Origin of the sequence: Rhizobium sp. K102, from assembly GCF_022385315.1 — a bacterium.
Classification (GTDB): domain Bacteria; phylum Pseudomonadota; class Alphaproteobacteria; order Rhizobiales; family Rhizobiaceae; genus Rhizobium; species Rhizobium croatiense.
Map to the genome: position 1 here is coordinate 321,839 of NZ_CP092438.1, position 17,821 is coordinate 339,659.

The following is a 17,821-nucleotide window of genomic DNA, read 5'->3' on the forward strand; positions in this document are numbered from 1 at the left end:
TCTATCGCCTGAGGAGAGCGGATGTCCCTCACCTATTTCCTGAGACGTGCAGCCTTCGCGGCGCTGGCGCTTGCGGCGCTGATGACGTCCGCTTTCTTCCTCGTGCGGCTGACGGGTGATCCCGTCAATCTCTATCTGCCTGTCGACGCCTCGGATGCGGCGCGCGAAGCCATGCGCGTCCGCCTTGGGCTCGATCGTTCGTTGCTCGCCCAGTTCTTCGATTGGACCTGGGATATGCTCAGCCTCGATTTCGGGATGTCCCTCTGGCACCATCGCCCAGCCATGGAGGTGGTACTGGAAGCGCTGCCGAACACCTTGGCGCTTGGCGCCATCGCCTTGGCGCTCGCCTTTGCCGCCGCGATCGTCGTCGGCTCGATTGCGGCGGTGAATGCCGGTGGCTGGGTCGACCGGGGCGTCAATCTCCTGTCGCAGGCGGCCGCCAGCGTACCCGATTTCTGGCTCGGCCTGATGGGCGTGCTTCTGTTTGCGGTCACCTTCCGAATTCTGCCGACGTCAGGCTTCGGCGGTCCCGTCTACTGGGTGTTGCCGGTCGCCTGCCTGTTTGCCCGACCTTTCGGAACGCTGGTGCAGATCATCCGCGGCTCGATGATCGAAGCGCTGAACGCAACATTCGTCCGCACGGCCCGCGCCAAGGGTGCCCGTGATGGACGCGTCACCTTCGTGCACGCGCTTCGCAACGCTCTCCTTCCGGCGGTCACAGTGACCGGCGATCTCGCCGCGCAGTTCGCCGGCGGCGGCGGTGTCGTCGAAGTGGTCTTCGGCTTTCCTGGCATCGGCAAACTTCTGATCGACGGCATCCTGAAACGCGATTTCGCGATCGTTCAGGCATCGATCTTTGCCGTCGCCGTCGTCATCTTCTTCATCAACATCCTGATCGACATGCTCTATGCCTCGATCGATCCGCGCGTGAGGGTCGAATGACCGACACATCCGCCGAGTTCCTCCCCGCCCGAGAGGGCCGCGGCCGGCGCATCCTCTGGCTCACGCGGGCGCTTTCGGGTGACCCGATGGCGGTGGCGGCAACCATCTGGCTGCTGATTGTCGTTCTTGCCATTGCCGCCGACAGCCTTTCACTGCTCGGCGAGAACCGCATCTCGCTAAAGGCACGCAACCTGCCGCCGTTCAGCTTCGGGCAGTCCTGGACCTTGTGGCTGGGCGCCGATGCGCTCGGACGCCCTCTCCTCGTCCGTCTCATCGAGGCGGCATCGACGACGATCGGGATCGCTCTCGTCACGGTATTGACGAGCCTAGCCGGCGGAACGCTGCTCGGCGTCGTCGCCGGCTATTTCGGAGGCTTCGTCGGCAGCCTCATCATGCGGATCTGCGACATTATCCTCGGCTTCCCGACGCTGCTGGTGGCCTTGTTCGGCCTCTATCTATTCGGCCCGAGCGTCAGCAACCTCGTGATCGTGCTCGCCGTGACCCGCATGCCGGCCTATATCCGCGTTGCAAGAGCCGAAACGCTGGAGGTCCGGGAGAGGCTTTTCGTCGATGCGTCGCGCGTGTTCGGCGGTGGACCAGTCTGGATTCTGCGCACGCACATTCTCCCGAGCGTCGCGCCGACAATGCTGACGCTCGCCTCCGTCAATCTTGCCATGGTCATGCTGTTCGAATCCGGGCTCAGCTATCTCGGACTTGGCATCCAGCCGCCTTCGGTAAGCTGGGGCCTGATGGTCGCGCAGGGCCAGGGCTACCTGTCCTCCGCCTGGTGGCTCAGCTTCTTCCCCGGCCTCGCCGTCATGTTCACCACCATGTCCTTCAACCTTCTCGCCAACTGGTTCCGGATCGTCAATGATCCGTCGCAGCACTGGCGGCTTGTTAGCCGGAGGCGCTGATGGCCCTTCTCGACGTCAAGGACCTTCAGGTCAGCTTCGACACGGCTGCCGGCCGTATCCTCGCACTCAACGGCGTTTCTTTCTCGCTTGAGCGCGGCGAGGTTCTGGCGCTTCTGGGAGAAAGCGGCTCGGGAAAGTCGGTGACCGCCTCGGCCATCATGGACCTCGTTCCCAATCCGCCTGGCGCCATCGACCGCGGCTCCATCCGCTTCGAGGGCACCGAGTTGCTGCAACTTCCACGGAACGCGCGGCGTGATCTCTGCGGCGACCGGATCGCGCTGATCTTTCAGGACGCCCTGGCGTCGCTCAATCCGGTCTATCCGGTCGGCTGGCAGATCGCCGAGATGTTCCGCATCCATGGACGCAAACCGGAGGGCGGTGTGGAAAATGCGGTGATCGACCTGCTGACGGCGATCGGCATTCCCGACCCCGAACGGCGCGCCAGGCAATATCCGCACGAGTTTTCGGGCGGCATGCGCCAGCGCATCATGATCGCCATGGCCGTGGCGCTCGAACCTGATATCATCATTGCCGACGAGCCGACAACGGCGCTCGACGTTACGATCCAGGCGCAGGTCGTCGAGCTGCTCCGCACGATCCGCGCACGCAGCAATGCCGGCATGATCTTCATCACCCACGATCTCGGCGTGGTGGCCGAGCTCGCAGACCGTGTCGCGGTCATGTATGCCGGCCGCATCGTCGAAACCGCAAGTGTCTTCGAACTCTTCGCGGATGCCCGGCATCCTTACAGCGTCGGGCTGCTTGCCTCGCAGCCGCGCATCGACACCGACGAGGAGGAACTGATCCCGATCCCTGGCTCGGCCCCCAATCCTGTCGCCCTGCCGTCCGGCTGCGCCTTCAGGACGCGCTGTCCGCGCGCTGCGGGCGTCTGCGCCGAGCTGGCGCCTCGTCTTGAAACCGTCGGGCCAGGCCGCCAGGCTGCCTGTCACTTCCCGGTAGCGCCAGCATGAGCGAGCCTCTTCTCAAAGTGCAAAATCTCTCCCGGCATTTCGGCAGTGGCGCAACGGCGGTACGCGCCGTCGATGACGTCAGCTTCGACATCGCCCATGGAGAAACGGTCGGCCTCGTCGGCGAAAGCGGATGCGGCAAGACCTCGCTGGTACGCACGCTCCTGAAGCTCGGGCCGGCAACGAGCGGCAGCGTCCTGTTCGACGGCGTCGAGATCACCGAGGCGGGCGGCCGCCAGTTGCATAATCTGCGCCGAAAGATGCAGGTCGTCTTCCAGGACCCCTACCAGTCGCTCAATCCGCGCCTGCGGGTCGACCGATTGATCGCCGAACCGTGGGCGCTACATCCCGGCGTCCTGCCGAAGTCCCGGTGGCGAGAGGAGACGGTCAAGCTGCTCGAATCCGTCGGATTGCGCGCCGAACATGCGCAGCGCTATCCCTCCGAGTTTTCGGGAGGCCAGCGCCAACGGCTTGGCATTGCGCGCGCCCTGACGCTTGATCCGACGCTCCTCGTCTGCGACGAGCCGGTCTCTGCCCTCGACGTCTCGGTCCAGGCGCAGGTCGTCAATCTGCTTGCCAGGCTGAGGCGTGAGCGCAATCTGGCGATGCTGTTCGTCGCCCATGATCTTGCCATCGTGCGGCATGTCTCGGACCGGGTGATGGTCATGTATCTCGGCAAAATCATTGAAACAGGACCGAAGCATTCGATCTTCAGCGCGCCGGCCCATCCCTACACCCAGGCCCTGATGTCGGCGGTCCCCACACCCGATCCGCGGCTTCGCGGACAGGGCAGCCGCATCGTTCTGAAAGGCGACCTGCCAAGCCCCGTCGATCCGCCGAGCGGATGCCGGTTTCGAACGCGCTGCTGGAAGGCGACATCGATCTGCGCCGAACACGAGCCGGCCTTAACGAACAGGACGACAGCGCCCGGACTGCTGACCGCCTGCCATCACGCCGATCCGGGTTTTTCCACGCCCGCCGCCTAACCTCGCCGGAGCGGCCAGGCTTCTCAATCGCCAACTTCAGCGGAGCAGCCAAGGGCAGTGGAACTGCCCTCCCGCCAAGATCAAGCTGCTTCGGCGGAGAACCGTGCAAATAGCGGCTTGAGGCCGGGGAATATGACGCGCCAAACCGCCGGGTGGTCGCCGTCATGCGGGAGCAATCTAGGGGCGTCGGAGGCTGAAGGCCATTTTCGTGGGCTATTGGGTCGGACTTCCTGGTAGTCCGGCACGCGCCAGGTCTGCAGCGGCTTGATCGAGAATCTTGGGATCGCTGAAGTTCCAGGTCTGCCGCCACGACTGGATCGTCGCCCCTGGCGCTGACTTGAGCATCTTCTCGACGGCAGCTCGAGCGTCCGCTTGGCGTCCGAGGCGCATATAGGCGATGGCTAGCTGCAATGGAGCGTCGGCGAATTCCGTGGTTTTCAGAACCTCAACAGCGTCTTCGTTTTTGCCAAGCACGATAAAGATGAAACCTCGCACGTAGTTGACAAACCAGGATAATCCCGGGTCCCGTGCGGCGGCAACATCGGTCAACTCCAGCGCCTTTTCCGACTGACCGGCCTGCAAGAAAATACTTGCGGCATCCGTGAGCGTGAAAGCATTATATGGTGCCGCCGCGATGGCCTTGTTCATTGCCACAACAGCCCCATCATGATCCCGCTTGAGCGTCAGGAGCCAAGCGTTGAGCCAGTTTGCCAGTCGTGTTACCTGCGGGCTCAGGTTCTTGTCTGCGAGAACTTGGTTGACTAGCCGCTCCGCCTCCTGAAGATCTTGCTGCGGGTCAGAACTGTGGAGCAACGCAACTTTTAACCAGTGAGACCATCCCAGCTCCACGGTCAGCAAAGGGGAGCCTGGGAACACCTGCAGCCCCTGTCGTGAAATTTCACCTGATCGCTCGAGACCTTCCTTCGTGTAAAGGTTCAATTGGCTTTCGGCGCGGAGGTAGTAGTCGTATTCCGCGAGGTTGGTGCTGTCCTTCCCCCAAGCCTGACTGTAATCCGCTTTGCGAATGGCTCCGAATTCACCCGTCATCGCCCCCACGATCTTTCCGGTCAACTCATCCTGGAGCGCCCACGGGTCGGTTCCGGACTTGTCGAACCGGTCTGCCCAGACATGGTCCCCACTCTTGGCGTTGACGAGCTGCGCAACAATGCGCACCCTCTCGCCTTCCTTGCGCACACTGCCCTCGACGACATAACCAACGCCCAACTCCCTGCCGATCTGGCGGATGTCGCCTTCCTTGTCCTGATACGCAAACGACGAGGTTCGCGAGACCACGGCGATGTCAGAAAAGCGAGAGAGGATGGCGATGACGTCGTTCGCGACCCCTTCTCCCAAGTACCCCAGGCTCTTGTCGACACTCAGATCCTTGAAGGGAAGCACGGCGACAGATGGGATTGTATTGGAGACTACAGGCGTGGTCACCGTCCCCGGATAATACAGCGCCATCCAGGCGGCCAGTAGGACCACGACGGCTGCAGGGACTCCAAGTGCCCACCACAGTCGGCGGATTCCACGCTTTTGCAGAACGCGTCGGCGGGACGAGGCGTCGATTCGCACGTGGTAGACGTCGATGGGCTCTTCGATGTTCTTAACCTTCTGCCGCCCCGCGGAGTCGAAACGAAACGCGAGCTTTTTCTCGACCTCCTTCGCCACCTTACCTGAAATACAGATTCCGCCCGGAAGCGCGAGTTGCTCCAGCCTGGCCGCGACGTTCACGCCTTCGCCATAACGGTCGTCGCCATCCACGATCACTTCGCCGATGTTAATGCCGATGCGGACGTTGAACCTCTCTTCCTCTGCTACAGAAGCATTGCGCTCTGCCATTCCCCGCTGCAGAGACACGGCACATTCCACAGCGTCGACCACACTGCCGAACTCCGCCAGGAGGCCATCGCCCATAAGCTTGAAGACACGCCCATGATGCGCCGCAATCTCGGGCTCAAAAAGCTCGGTGCGGCGCGCTCGGAGCCGGTCAAAGGTTCCCTCTTCGTCCTGCTCCATCAATGCGGAATATCCGACCACGTCGGCCGCCAGGATTGCAGATAATCTGCGCTCCATGTCTTAGCTCCCAACATGTATTGCGCGCGCTAAAGACTATACAGGACTTTGCCGAATATTACACGGGGCTTATTAGAGCATCCGAAGTTCCGGAGGAGATTTATCGGCCTATTCTTGAAGCCCGTACAGGTCTTGCCGTGATCGCGGCGCTGTTGGCACTGCGGCTCTTGCGGGGAAGCTATGTCGTTGCCAGGTCACCGTAGCTGCAGCTGCTGTCGGATGATCGGCAGAGCCAAAGTAAGTAGCACGGCGAAAACCATGATGACGCCGTAAGGTATCTTCCGGCTCGCCCGGATTTCCTCGATGCGCATGAAAACGGCGAGATGTGCGACGCGCAGCGGCACCGGCAGCCGCAGGACCAGCAGTGTCACGATGCCGAGGACGAGGAGCAAAAACGAAAACGGCAGCATTCCGTGCCATCCGACAAAAAGGCCGATCGGCAGGAAAAGCTTGGCGTCTCCTGCGCCAAACAGCCGGAACGCCCACAGCACCACGCCAAGCATAAACATCAGCAGACCGGCCCCGACGTCGCCGCCAATTCCGCTCGAAGCAAACAGCGCTGCGCCGACATCCTCGGAGCCAAGCATCACGGCCACCGCGCGCAGTGCATAAAGTGTCACGAGCGCAAGCACGATCGTGTTGGGGATCTTCCAGGTGCGGAAATCGGTCCAGGCGGCATAGAGAAAAAGTAATACTGATAGTGAGTTAATAAAAACGGCCATTTGTGACATAGGAATCAACCTTTTGGGCTATTATTATCTACCACGTAACTTCGATTTTCACTCAACTTCGGCAAAATCAGCCGGTTTTTACGGCCGATCATTGGGCTTTCGTCTTAACCATAAGTATAAATCTCAATTCGCGCGGGTATAAAACATTTGACTAAATTAGAATTAACAGATTATTAATATTCCCAGTCGAAGAGGCGGTCTCGACGACAAGGCGGCCGGGGGGATTTACGGCGCACAACTTACCTGGGAGGTAATTCTCGATGAAAGCATTTGTAAACAGCGTACGCGCTTTCGCGCGGGAAGAAGATGGGGTTGCACTCACGGAATACCTCATTCTGCTTGCCTTGCTGGTAGGCGGCGTGATCACGGCGGTGACGTTGGCCGGCACCAATCTGGCTGCCGTTTGGACGGCATGGGCAGGATGGTTCACCACCGAGCTGGCCGTCCCGGCCTGATATTTGGCGTTCGAAGAAGCGAGGGGTTTTTGTTAACCCCTCCCTTCTAAATTAGCATCAATGAATGGATGTATTCCGTTCAGTGTAGTGAGTAACCGTGATGCGTTCTTCAACGATTTTAAGCCTCGTCATTGCGTTTGTGCTCGCGGCAGCAGCAGTTTTTGGCATGCGCGAGTATCTGTCCGATCAGAAGGCCCGGCTGCTGGCGATGAACGGCATGAAGGCCGAGGAACGGACACTCGTCGTCGCCGCCAAGCCAATGCGCTTCGGCGACCGGATCCGATCCGAAAATCTCAGGGCCATTCCGTGGCCCTCCAATGAAACACCTGCAGGCTCCTTCGTCAGCATCGAGGCGGTCGTCGGCAACGATGCCCAGCCGCGTTATGCCATGGCGGCGATCGACCCTGGCGAGCCGGTGCTGTCCTCGAAAATCACCGGTACGGGCGAACGCGCCACGCTGTCGGCGGCACTCGACCAGGGCATGAAGGCGGTCTCCATCCGCGTCAACGACGTGCTCGGCGTGGCCGGCTTCGTCAGGCCCTCCGATCGCGTCGACGTGCTTCTGACGCGGGTCGTGCGCGGACCGGCAGGCAACGATCAGACCTTCGTCGATGTGCTTTTGCAAGGCGTCAAGGTGCTGGCGGTGGACCAGACGGCAGACGAGCGCAAGGACGAGCCGTCCGTAGTCAAAACCGTGACCTTCGAGGTCACGACCGATGAGGCCCAGCGCCTCACCCTCGGCTCCAGCATCGGCACGCTCTCGCTGGCGCTTCGCAATATCGCCTCCTCCTCTGTCGAGCAAACCCGGCCGATCACCGTCGCCGACCTCGGTGGCGGGGCGATCGCGACGGAGCTTGGCAAGGATTTGGAAAAGATTAAGTTGCCAGAACCGGAAAAACAAGTGCAGATTGTGGAACAAAAGGTCGAGCCGGTGTTGCCGGTCGAGCCGAAGTGGGCGACAGTGGGCGTCTGGAACACGACGAAGCGCGAGGAGCACCGAGTTGGCCTGATCCAGTGAGATTTAGGCGGCGCAAGTGCAGTAGCCGAACGAGGGGGCTAAAGCAGGCATGGCGAACGGCAAGAGAAGAATCGCAAGGACGAAAAGCCTTGCGGCACTAGCGGCAGTGTTTTCGGCCTGTGTGTGTTTAGGGCCTGGATTTGCCGGCTCCGCCAGCGCACAGGAAAAGTCCGTCACGCTCGGCAAATCGGTACAGCATGTGACATTGCCTCCGAACGAGACGCTGACGCTCAATACCGGCCAGCCCTTCGGCGATCTCGTCATCGGCAGCGCCGATATGATCGACGTGGTGCCGCTTTCAGATCGGTCGCTGTTCATCCGCGGCAAGAAGACCGGCGCCACCAATATCTCGGTCTATGGCGACGACAAGTCGCTTCTCGGAGTCATCGACATCCGCGTCGCCAGCGATTTCAGTGAAGTCGCCTCCGCCATTCGCTCTGCCGCGCCTTCGGCCCGGGTCAGGGTGGCAAACTCCAACGATCGCATTCGCCTGGTAGGCGTGGTTCGGGACGGGATCGAATTGCAGCGGGTGCTTGAAATCGCCCAGTCCTATTCCGACCAGCCGGTGCTGAACCAGTTGCGCGTCAGTGACAGCCAGCAGGTGATGCTGGAGGTTCGTATCATCGAAGCCTCGCGCCAGACGGGGCGTGACCTCGGGATCGGGTGGTCCGGGTACGGCAACAATAACCGCATCGGCAAGGCGACGACCAGCCAGGGTATCACCGTGAACGACAACGGTGGCCTATCCCGTACTCTTCTTGACCCCAAGGGTGCGGCAACAGGTATGCTGCCCTTCGGCCAGTTGATCGCCAAGGTGCTGGAAATCTCGGGCGGCCACATCGACGTGGTCATCAACGCGCTCGAGCAGAAAGGATTGGTGCGCCGCCTGGCTCAGCCGAACCTCATCGCCATGAGCGGCTCGACCGCCAGCTTCCATGCCGGTGGTGAAGTGCCGATCCTGAAGACGACGAATAACGGCTCGACGGTGGCCACCGAGACGGACTATCGCCCCTTCGGTGTGCGGCTGACCTTCAAGCCGGTCGTGCTTGACGACGGCGTCATCAATCTGGAGATCGAGCCTGAAGTCTCCGAGCTTGATCCGTCGATCAATGTCAACGGCAATCCGGGTTTCATTTCGCGCGCTGCCAGCACGACGGTCGCGCTTCGCGACGGCCAGAGCTTTGCCATGGCCGGCCTGCTGCAGTCGATCAATGCCAAGGACATCCAGCAAATGCCGGGCCTCGGGCAGATACCGGTCCTCGGCGCACTGTTCCGTTCGACGAGTTTCCAGAAGAGGGAATCCGACCTCGTTATCGTCGTCACCCCGCACATCGTGCGACCGGCCCGCCCGGGTGAGGATCTCTACAGTCCGCTCGATCAGACGCGTTCTTCTAATGACGTCGAGCTTTTCGCGCTCGGTGTCATGGAAGTCGACAAGGACATGCTCCGACGCTTTCGCAATGGCGTAGGTGTGACTGGGCCTTATGGTCATCGTCTTGACCTGAATCAGGGAGGCAAAGTCGTTGTTACAAAACGCTAAGCGGATCCTTCTCGTCCTTGCCACTGCCGGCCTTGCTTCCGGCTGCGCCGACTACATGAACAATCGCGACTCGATCACCTTCGGGGTCGGCAACGCCGTGGAAGCAAACAAGGCCATCCATATCGAGGACCCCTTCCCGCCGGAAGCCCAGCGAACCCGAATCGCAAGCGACGGCAAGCTGATCCGCAGGGTGGTCACTCAGTATCAGAACGGCGGGCTTGGCGTTGTTCAGCCGTCGCCGGCCACGGGGGCTAATGGGGCGTCCAACGGGGCGACCGCCAGCCAGTAGCTGGCGAAAGGCATGAACGGCGGCAGCGCGCCGGAAGGGAAAATGCACAAAATGGGGTCGTCACGGCGGATAGCGCCGTGATGGGGGTATGCCAATGCTGAGCAGGGTTGTCAGACGGTTCTGGAACGATCATCGCGGCTATGTCATCGCCTTGACGCTCATCGCCATGCCAATGCTTCTCGGCTTTTCGCTGCTGATCATCGATGTCGGCCGCAGCAGCAACCTGCATACCGATCTCCAGAACGCGGTCGATGCGATGGCGCTGGCAGGAGCCCGCGAACTTGATGGTCGCGATGATGCCATTACCCGGGCGCAGACAGCGATCGAGAAAATCTCCAATAGCGCGGCTTTCTCCGCGGGCGGAACCGGCATGTCGCTCGGCTCGAATATATCAGTGACCTATGACGCCGGAAACGATGCCGGGAGCACTGTTACAGTGCTTTTTCTGAAGGACATCCCGGCCAACGACGACACGCCCATCCCGTCTTCGATGGAAACGACGGTGGCCAGCGAAGCTTCCTATGCCTGGGTCATCGCCAAGCCGCAGGCGATGCAGACGATCTTTCCGATCCCGGTCGGCTTCACCCGCAATACGATCAACGTCGCTGCCGACGCCGTGGCGGTCTACCACGCCAGCGCCTGCGATGTGACGCCGATCTTCATCTGCAATCCGTTCGAGCCGGTGGGGAACACGAGCGAAAGCGCCAGCGAGGATGCAGCGACGGCCTTGCACACCAATTTTGCAGCCGGCAATCTCTACGGGCGACAGATCGAGCTTCACAGCACCGCGGCGTCCAATCCAGGTCCCGGCAATTTCGGGTTCCTCCGGACCCCCTTGGGCAATGGCGCGTCCGTGCTGGCGGAGGCTCTTGCCACCGGCAATCCCGGTACCTGCTACACACAGGACAGCCTCGATACGGAGACCGGCGCAAAGGCGGGACCTGTCGAGGACGGCGTGAATACGCGTTTCGGCTATTACTCCTCATCGTTCAACAAGGCGAACGGAGATTATCGTTACCGGCCTGCCCAAAACATACGTTCGGCTCAATCGATCAGCGGCAAGGGAAAGAACAGCTGCGATGGCTACGATCCTGTCATGGTCGGAGATGTTGTCGGCGATGCGACCAAGGCTTTGCCGCTGGGCTACGGAGCGTCCATGACCTCGCTTGGTGGCGGCAAGATCAGCAACGGCAACAATTGGCAGTACAACACCTATTGGAACGTCGCGCAGGGAACGACTGTGCCCTCGGTGAGCACAGTTCTCAGCAACTACTCCAGTTATCCCCCGCAGGCGACCGGAACACCGAGCCAACCCTCCGCTTACGATGTCTATCGTTACGAGCTTGCAACCCCGTCTTTCATCAGCCATGCCTCGGCCAATGGTGAGACCGGAACACCGGCAACGGGCGGCCAGTGCTATAGCGGGCCGGATCTTTCGAACTATACGGCGGCCGAATTTGGTGACCGCCGCGAGATCTTCTCAGCCATTGTCAATTGCGGCTATGAAGCCTCGGTCGGCCATTTGAACGGTCACAAGGCCACGCGCGCCGTGGCCTTCGCGCGCATGTTCCTGACCAAGCCGGCGATAAAGGCCGCCGGCGAACGATACCTTTCCCTGGAGATGATCGACATCACTGGCAAGGGTGGCCGCGGTACGCTGGACGAATTCCTGCGGGAAGAAGCGGAGCTGGTCAGATGATGGCGCTCCGCAATTTTATCCGGCATCGGCTTTGCCTGGGCTTCTGGCGGCGGGAGGAAGGCGCAGTGCTTGCCGAAGCGCTGCTCGCAATCCCCTTTGTGACGCTCTTTGCGGCGGGGATACTGGAGTTCGGCGGCATCTTCTGGCAGCGCATGCAGATCGACGCAGGCTTGCGCGATGCCGGGCGTTACCTCTCGCGATGCCGACCGGCGTCGGGAACCTATGTGCCGACATGCAATCAGGCGACTGCGAAGACGATCGCCTTTTACGGAACGCAAACACCCGCGGCAGACGCTAAATCCCGTGTCCCCGACTGGAAGGACCCTGCCGACATCACCATCACTGCACCGGATGCCGACGGCAACATCACCCTTTCGACTGCTCATCTCTACAAGAGCTCGCCGGTGTTCGGCTTTCTGGGAATCGATGCCATCACCATCAGTTCCTTCCATGAAGAGAGATACATCGGATGGTGATCTCTAGGGCCACCAAGTCATTCTGGCATGATAGCAGTGGTGCCAGCCTTGTCGAAGCTCTGCTGACCTTTCCGATCGTCATGCTGGTATTTGCCGCCTTCATCGAGTTCGGCTATGCCATGTCGCAGTGGAACCAGACGGTGAAGGCACTGCAATATGGTGCCCGTTTGGCGGCGGTATCCGATCCGCTGACGACGAATTTCGATGCCGTTTTCCCGATCGAAGCTGCCGATCCGCTCAACAACGGCAAAGCGGCGCCGAACGATGCCACGATATCCTCGACCTGTGGACCGGCTCTTGCCAACTGCACGGCGGCATTGAACCGGATTGTTCGCGGAAGCGACGGCCTTTGCCAAGCAGGAACTGATCCTTACCCCGGCATTTGCGATCTCAACTGGCGGATCCAGCCGCAGAACCTGATGGTCACCTATCAGCGATCTGGGCTCGGCTACTGGGGACGGCCGGACGGGCCTGTGCTGACGATGCGGCTGGAGGTGCGCGACATCACCTTCGATCTGCCGATCCTCGGCGGGTTGTTGGGACTGAACGACGTCACCATCCCGGCCCATCCGGTGACGATCACGACGGAAGATCTAAAGACCTGCTCAACCTGCTGACTCCTTTTATTACGCGTAGGAAAGCGAAATGACAGCTCACATGAACATTGCCGCATCCACCAAGATCCTGGTTCTCTCCGACGACGCAGCTGCAGCGAGCTTCATGCTCGATACGTTCGGGTCGCTTTCGCGTTACGATGTCCGCCATCTGGCACTGAAGGCGCTCGGAGAAAAGGGCAAGTTCGATCCGACGAAGTTCGATCTGATCGTTCTCGACGTCGACAAGGGCGAATTGCTGCAGCGTCCGGAGCTCTTCGCGTTTCGCACCAGCTACCGGGATATCCCCCTCGTCGTCGTATCCGAAGATCTGCCGGACGACATCCTGCGGCTGCTCTTCCGCCTGAACGGCAACGACTGGCTGAAGAAGCCGCTCGAGCGCCGCGCACTGATCGACATGATTTCGACCCATGCGCCAGGCACCGGGGCGAGCGACAGCCGGGTGCATGCCGTGGTCTCAGCCGTCGGCGGCGCCGGGGCCAGCATGATCGCCTCATCGCTAGCGCATGTGCTGGCCCAGCCGACCAAGAATTCCACGCCGCGGGTAGACTTGTTCGACACGGATTTTTGCGCCGGGACGCTTGGCTATTATCTCAACCTTGTCAACGACTACGACTTGAAACCAGTCATTGCCAATCCTTCACGGGTCGATCTGGAATTTATCGATCTGGTCAGAAAGCGTCATTCGGGGGGCTTTTCACTGCTGTCCTTCAAGCAGCCATCCGTCCTTCTGGCGCCGAAGGGCGGTGAACTCGTGCTGCGTATGCTCGACGTAGCCGCCTTCGAGAGCGACCACACGATCATCGACATTCCCTATTATGATACGCCGTGGAAATACGATGTACTCACTTCCGTCAACAGCATCTGCATCGTCACCGAGATGACGGTTCCCGCGCTCTCTCAAGCCAAGGACTTGTTTGCCAATCTGGTACGACTGCGAGGCAGTTCGGATCAGATATTCATCGTCATCAACAAATATCGCGCCAAGCTCTTCGGCCTCGGCGTGCGCCGACAACAAACGGAGAAGATTTTCAAGGATATCCCGACGCATGTCATTGGCGATGACTGGGACACCTTGAGCGAGGCGGCTAACCGCGGCGTGCTGCCATTTCAAGTCAATTCGCGGGCGCGCTTCTGCGCCGCGGTCGGTAAACTCGGAGCACTGGTGCGATGAAGGCGGTCACCAGTGGGCGCATAAGGTCCCGCGTCGCCCATGCCAGCCTTGTGGTTTTGGCAATTCTGGCCGCCGCCGGGGATGCCGCGTCAACCGGGCTTGTGCCACGAAGCCTTGGGCCGACGACAAGTGCCGTGGTGGCGATCGAAATGAACTATGCGGCTGGGACAATCGTCATCGTCACCGCCAACCGCACGCTGGATCTCGTCATCTCCCAAGGACGCGCGATCCGCTACAAAATCGGCGTCGGACGAGACGGATTTCGCTGGAGCGGTACCGTCAAGGTTGGACGCAAGGCTGAGTGGCCTGACTGGCGCCCGCCTGCAGAGATGAAGGCGCGCTCAGCCGGACTTCCGGACCTGGTGCCTGCCGGGCCGCTCAATCCATTGGGCGCTCGCGGGATCTATCTCTACAAGGACAGGACCGACACGCTCTACCGCATTCATGGAACGAACGAGCAGTCGACGGTCGGCGGTTTCGCGTCATCGGGCTGTTTTCGCATGAGCAATGCCGACGTCATCGATCTCTATGAGAGGGTGAAAGTCGGTTCCACGGTTATTGTAAAATAGTACAGGAGTGGGAAGCATGGCGAACGGCATCATGGGGCGTTTCTACAAGCAGCAGGAGCCTGAAAGCCCGAAACATCAGGAGGCGGCCGAACTGTCTCTGGTCGGCGCTGTTCAGAACATGCCTGCCCAATCGGCCTCTGACAGCCCCGCGGCGAATGGCGAAGAGGCGTCGCTCGGGGCGGACATGGTTTCCGAGCGGGTCAATCTGCACCGCTACCTGCTCGATCGCATCAACCTCGGGATCCTCGACACGCTCGACAACGAGGAGATCGCCACCGAAATCCGGCCATTGGTCAAGGACTATATCCGGAATAACAACTTTCCGCTGAATGCCAAGGAAATCAATGACCTGATCCGCGATATCACCGACGAGATGCTCGGGCTCGGACCGATCGAGCCGCTGCTGGCCGACGATACCATCGCAGATATTCTCATCAACGGCTACAACAGCGTCTATGTCGAGCGGAGCGGCAAGCTCGAGAGCACCGCCGTGCGGTTCAAAGACGAGGACCATCTGCTCCGGGTGATCAACAAGATCGTCTCGGCGGTCGGCCGCCGCGTCGACGAGTCAACGCCGATGGTTGACGCTCGACTCAAGGATGGCTCACGTGTCAACGTCGCCATCAGGCCGATCTCGGTCGATGGGCCGCTTGTTTCCATTCGAAAATTCACGCGCAAGCCGCTGACAATGGAGCGCCTCGTGCAATATGGCGCCATGGCCGATGCGATGCGCATCCTTCTCAGCGCCGCGGTCAAGGGCAAGGTGTCGATGGTGATCTCAGGCGGCACCGGTTCTGGCAAGACGACCTTGCTCAATGCTCTCTCGTCGCAGATTTCTCCAAAGGAGCGGCTTATCACCATCGAGGATGCGGCCGAGCTTCAACTGCAGCAGCCACATGTCGGGCGTTTGGAAACCCGACCGCCGACACTCGACGGACGCAACGAGATCCGGCAGCGCGAGCTATTGAAAAACGCCCTGCGCATGCGGCCTGACCGCATCATCGTCGGCGAAGTTCGTGGCGACGAGGCGTTCGATATGCTGCAGGCGATGAATACCGGTCACGAGGGGTCGATGACGACGATTCACGCCAACACGCCCCGCGACGCTGTCGGTCGGCTTGAGCAGATGGTCGGCATGGCCGGGATGCCGATGTCGCAGTTGAGCATTCGCTCGCAGATCTCGTCCGCCATCACCGTCATCGTGCAGGTCCAGCGCCTAAGCGACGGCAGCCGCAAAGTTGTCTCGATTTCCGAGATCACCGGCATGGAGGGCGAAGTCGTACAGATGCAGGAGATTATGAAATTCAAGAAAATCGGCACCGATGAAGGCGGTCGGATCCATGGAGAATTCCGCGCCACCGGCATCCGGCCGCGGTTCGTCGAGGAATTTGCCGAACTCGGGATCGAGATTCCCGTAGCGATTTTTGATCCCGGTAAACCGCTGCAAACGGGACCAGTTCAATGACCACCCTCACCCTGCTTTACGCGGCCGTTTTCACCGCTGCCCTTGTTGCTGTCGAAGCGATCATGCGCGGCTACTTCAAGACATCCGAACGCCACCGCGCTGTGAACCATCGGCTGAGCTTGCTCGAGGTCAGCGAGGATCATCGCAAGACCTATAGCGATATGCTGAAGGAGCGCGGTGTCGCCGGTAGTTGGCGGCAAGTCGCCATGATGCAGCGGCTGCTGCAGTTCTACGCCCAGTCGGGAATCAAGTTCGATGCCAGGCGATTTGCTCTCTTCACGATCGCGGGCGCACTCTTGACGTGGCTGGTCGTTCAGTTCCTCGTGCCGAGCACTCTGCTTAGAATACCCGTCTTTCTCCTGATCGGCCTCCTCATCCCTGCACTCTTCGTCTGGCGCGCCCGGGCGCGCCGCATGAAGAAATTTGAACTGAAGCTTCCTGAAGCCCTCGATGTCGCCAACCGCAGCTTGGCCGCCGGCCACCCGCTGCCGGCGGCGATTGCTTTGGTGGGACGCGAGATGCCTGATCCGATCGGCACCGAGTTCGGCCTCCTCTCGGATGAACTCACCTATGGCGTGACGCTGGACGATGCCCTTGTAAACTTGGCTGACCGGGTCGGCGTCGAGGATCTGAACCTGCTTGCGATATCGCTGAGCGTACAGGCGGGAACCGGCGGAAATCTGGTGGAGATCTTGCAGAACCTTTCGAAGACGCTGCGGGACCGGACAATGCTCAGGGCAAAGGTCAGGGCGATTTCCTCGGAAGGACGCATCACGGCGATCTTCATGTCGGTCTATCCGTTTCTGCTCTACGCGATGATCAAGGCGTTGTCGCCGACCTACTTCGATCCTGTCTGGGACAGCGGCCACGGAACCGCCGTGGTGTGCGTTTTGCTGGCCATCATGGCGATCGGGAACGTCATTCTCTACAAGATGGTAAACTTCGAGTACTGAGGCGGTCATGTCGAGTGAGTATGGAATCTACCTCATCGTCTTCTTTGCAGTGCTGATATTTTCTGCGGCAGCCTCGGAATTGTTTTTTCGACGGCGCGAGGTTTCGGTTCGGGTGTCGAAGAGCTCGGCGGCGGCCGGCGAGGAATTCCACCTTGGCGATACGACGATTGCCGATCTCGGCGAGGCGGAAAACCGCCTGATCCGTCGCTATTTCGAGATTACGCGACGTGACACGAATGCGAACTCGACCCAGAACCGGCTGATTCGGGCGGGGTATTTCGCTGCCGGCGCCGTGACCACCTTCCAGGTGATCAGGGCGGTGGTCTGTATCAGCGTGCTCGTCGCGGCGGTCTGGGCCTTAAACCGGATCGCGCCGAACATGTCGCAGATGGCGACCCTGATCGTTGCCATGTTTGCTGCGGGCATGACCTTCATTCTGGTCAACATCTATATCGACCGGCGTGGCGCCGCCAAGGAGAGGGAATACCGTCGCCTATTTCCCGATTTCATGGATATGCTGATCGTATGCCTTGATGCGGGGATGAGCATCGAGGCGGCGGCGAACCGTGTTGCCCGGGAATTCGTCGACAAGAAGCAGGACTTCGGCCTGCATCTGTCGATCATGATGCTGGAAGTGCGGGGCGGCCGGCGATTGCGCGAGGCGCTCGCTAACCTTGCCACCCGCCTGAGGATTGACGAGGCCCGGGCCCTTTCCGTTCTGTTCCGCCAATCGGAAGAGCTCGGGACCAGCGTGACGCAGACGCTGCGGGTCTACAGCAAGGAAATGCGCGACCTGCGTATTGTTCGCGCGGAGGAAAAGGCGAACGCTCTGCCGGTCAAGATGCTGCTGCCGCTCGGCGCGTTCCTTTTTCCGGTAAGCCTCATCATCGTTCTCGTTCCCATTGTTATCCGTGTCGTCAGTCTTCTCATCGGCATGAAACCCGGCGGTTGA

Annotated in this window: 18 protein-coding genes; 16 read left to right on the top strand and 2 right to left on the bottom strand. The window is 60.4% G+C overall.

Annotated features, from left to right (window positions below):
* The first annotated feature begins 21 nt into the window (after positions 1–21).
* Genes MHI61_RS32110 through MHI61_RS32125 form a run of 4 tightly spaced genes read left to right on the top strand, consistent with a single transcriptional unit; the run spans position 22 to position 3,810 of the window.
* The gene (locus tag MHI61_RS32110) at positions 22–942 is read left to right on the top strand and encodes an ABC transporter permease (RefSeq protein ID WP_239793498.1); all 921 of its coding nucleotides are present in this window, start codon (positions 22–24) and stop codon (positions 940–942) included.
* Complete coding sequence (locus MHI61_RS32115; RefSeq protein WP_239793499.1) at positions 939–1,856, top strand: ABC transporter permease; 918 nt, start codon at positions 939–941, stop codon at positions 1,854–1,856. The genes MHI61_RS32110 and MHI61_RS32115 overlap by 4 nt, the downstream gene beginning before the upstream one ends.
* Entirely contained in the window at positions 1,856–2,827 is a 972-nt protein-coding gene (locus MHI61_RS32120; RefSeq protein ID WP_239793500.1) for an ABC transporter ATP-binding protein, read from the top strand. Before MHI61_RS32115 ends, MHI61_RS32120 begins: the two co-directional genes overlap by 1 nt.
* On the top strand, positions 2,824–3,810 hold the full coding sequence (locus MHI61_RS32125; RefSeq protein ID WP_239793501.1) for an oligopeptide/dipeptide ABC transporter ATP-binding protein: 987 nt from the start codon (positions 2,824–2,826) through the stop codon (positions 3,808–3,810). Before MHI61_RS32120 ends, MHI61_RS32125 begins: the two co-directional genes overlap by 4 nt.
* A gap of 213 nt (positions 3,811–4,023) precedes the next feature.
* Here MHI61_RS32125 and MHI61_RS32130 read toward each other — a convergent pair whose 3' ends face one another.
* The gene (locus tag MHI61_RS32130) at positions 4,024–5,886 is read right to left on the bottom strand and encodes an adenylate/guanylate cyclase domain-containing protein (RefSeq protein ID WP_239793502.1); all 1,863 of its coding nucleotides are present in this window, start codon (positions 5,884–5,886) and stop codon (positions 4,024–4,026) included.
* Positions 5,887–6,080: 194 nt separating this feature from the next.
* Complete coding sequence (locus tag MHI61_RS32135) at positions 6,081–6,617, bottom strand: prepilin peptidase (RefSeq protein WP_239793503.1); 537 nt, start codon at positions 6,615–6,617, stop codon at positions 6,081–6,083.
* A 260-nt stretch (positions 6,618–6,877) separates the two neighbouring features.
* Between MHI61_RS32135 and MHI61_RS32140 the strand changes: the two genes are divergently transcribed.
* From MHI61_RS32140 to MHI61_RS32195, 12 genes are all read left to right on the top strand, one after another.
* Positions 6,878–7,072, top strand: coding sequence for a hypothetical protein (locus MHI61_RS32140; protein WP_040112809.1), 195 nt, complete (start codon positions 6,878–6,880; stop codon positions 7,070–7,072).
* A 100-nt stretch (positions 7,073–7,172) separates the two neighbouring features.
* Positions 7,173–8,090 (top strand): Flp pilus assembly protein CpaB, encoded by a 918-nt coding sequence (cpaB, locus tag MHI61_RS32145; RefSeq protein ID WP_239793504.1) that lies wholly within the window; start codon positions 7,173–7,175, stop codon positions 8,088–8,090.
* Positions 8,091–8,139: 49 nt separating this feature from the next.
* A complete protein-coding gene (locus MHI61_RS32150; RefSeq protein WP_097584177.1) occupies positions 8,140–9,630 on the top strand; it encodes a type II and III secretion system protein family protein in 1,491 nt (496 codons plus the stop codon).
* Positions 9,614–9,919, top strand: a complete 306-nt coding sequence (locus MHI61_RS32155) for a hypothetical protein (RefSeq protein WP_239793505.1) — start codon at positions 9,614–9,616, stop codon at positions 9,917–9,919. The genes MHI61_RS32150 and MHI61_RS32155 overlap by 17 nt, the downstream gene beginning before the upstream one ends.
* A 94-nt stretch (positions 9,920–10,013) precedes the next feature.
* Positions 10,014–11,618 carry a TadE/TadG family type IV pilus assembly protein gene (locus MHI61_RS32160; protein WP_239793506.1) on the top strand — a complete coding sequence of 535 codons (1,605 nt, stop codon included), beginning with the start codon at positions 10,014–10,016 and terminating at the stop codon, positions 11,616–11,618.
* Complete coding sequence (locus MHI61_RS32165) at positions 11,615–12,094, top strand: TadE/TadG family type IV pilus assembly protein (RefSeq protein ID WP_239793507.1); 480 nt, start codon at positions 11,615–11,617, stop codon at positions 12,092–12,094. Before MHI61_RS32160 ends, MHI61_RS32165 begins: the two co-directional genes overlap by 4 nt.
* A complete protein-coding gene (locus tag MHI61_RS32170; RefSeq protein WP_239793508.1) occupies positions 12,088–12,711 on the top strand; it encodes a TadE/TadG family type IV pilus assembly protein in 624 nt (207 codons plus the stop codon). Before MHI61_RS32165 ends, MHI61_RS32170 begins: the two co-directional genes overlap by 7 nt.
* Positions 12,712–12,739: 28 nt before the next feature.
* On the top strand, positions 12,740–13,882 hold the full coding sequence (locus MHI61_RS32175; RefSeq protein WP_239793509.1) for a pilus assembly protein: 1,143 nt from the start codon (positions 12,740–12,742) through the stop codon (positions 13,880–13,882).
* Positions 13,879–14,451 (top strand): L,D-transpeptidase, encoded by a 573-nt coding sequence (locus tag MHI61_RS32180; protein ID WP_239793510.1) that lies wholly within the window; start codon positions 13,879–13,881, stop codon positions 14,449–14,451. Before MHI61_RS32175 ends, MHI61_RS32180 begins: the two co-directional genes overlap by 4 nt.
* A 16-nt stretch (positions 14,452–14,467) precedes the next feature.
* Positions 14,468–15,916: a CpaF family protein gene (locus MHI61_RS32185; RefSeq protein WP_239793511.1), complete on the top strand. Its 1,449-nt coding sequence runs from the start codon at positions 14,468–14,470 to the stop codon at positions 15,914–15,916.
* Positions 15,913–16,869: a type II secretion system F family protein gene (locus MHI61_RS32190; protein WP_239793512.1), complete on the top strand. Its 957-nt coding sequence runs from the start codon at positions 15,913–15,915 to the stop codon at positions 16,867–16,869. The genes MHI61_RS32185 and MHI61_RS32190 overlap by 4 nt, the downstream gene beginning before the upstream one ends.
* Before the next feature lie 7 nt (positions 16,870–16,876).
* Positions 16,877–17,821: a type II secretion system F family protein gene (locus MHI61_RS32195; protein ID WP_239793513.1), complete on the top strand. Its 945-nt coding sequence runs from the start codon at positions 16,877–16,879 to the stop codon at positions 17,819–17,821.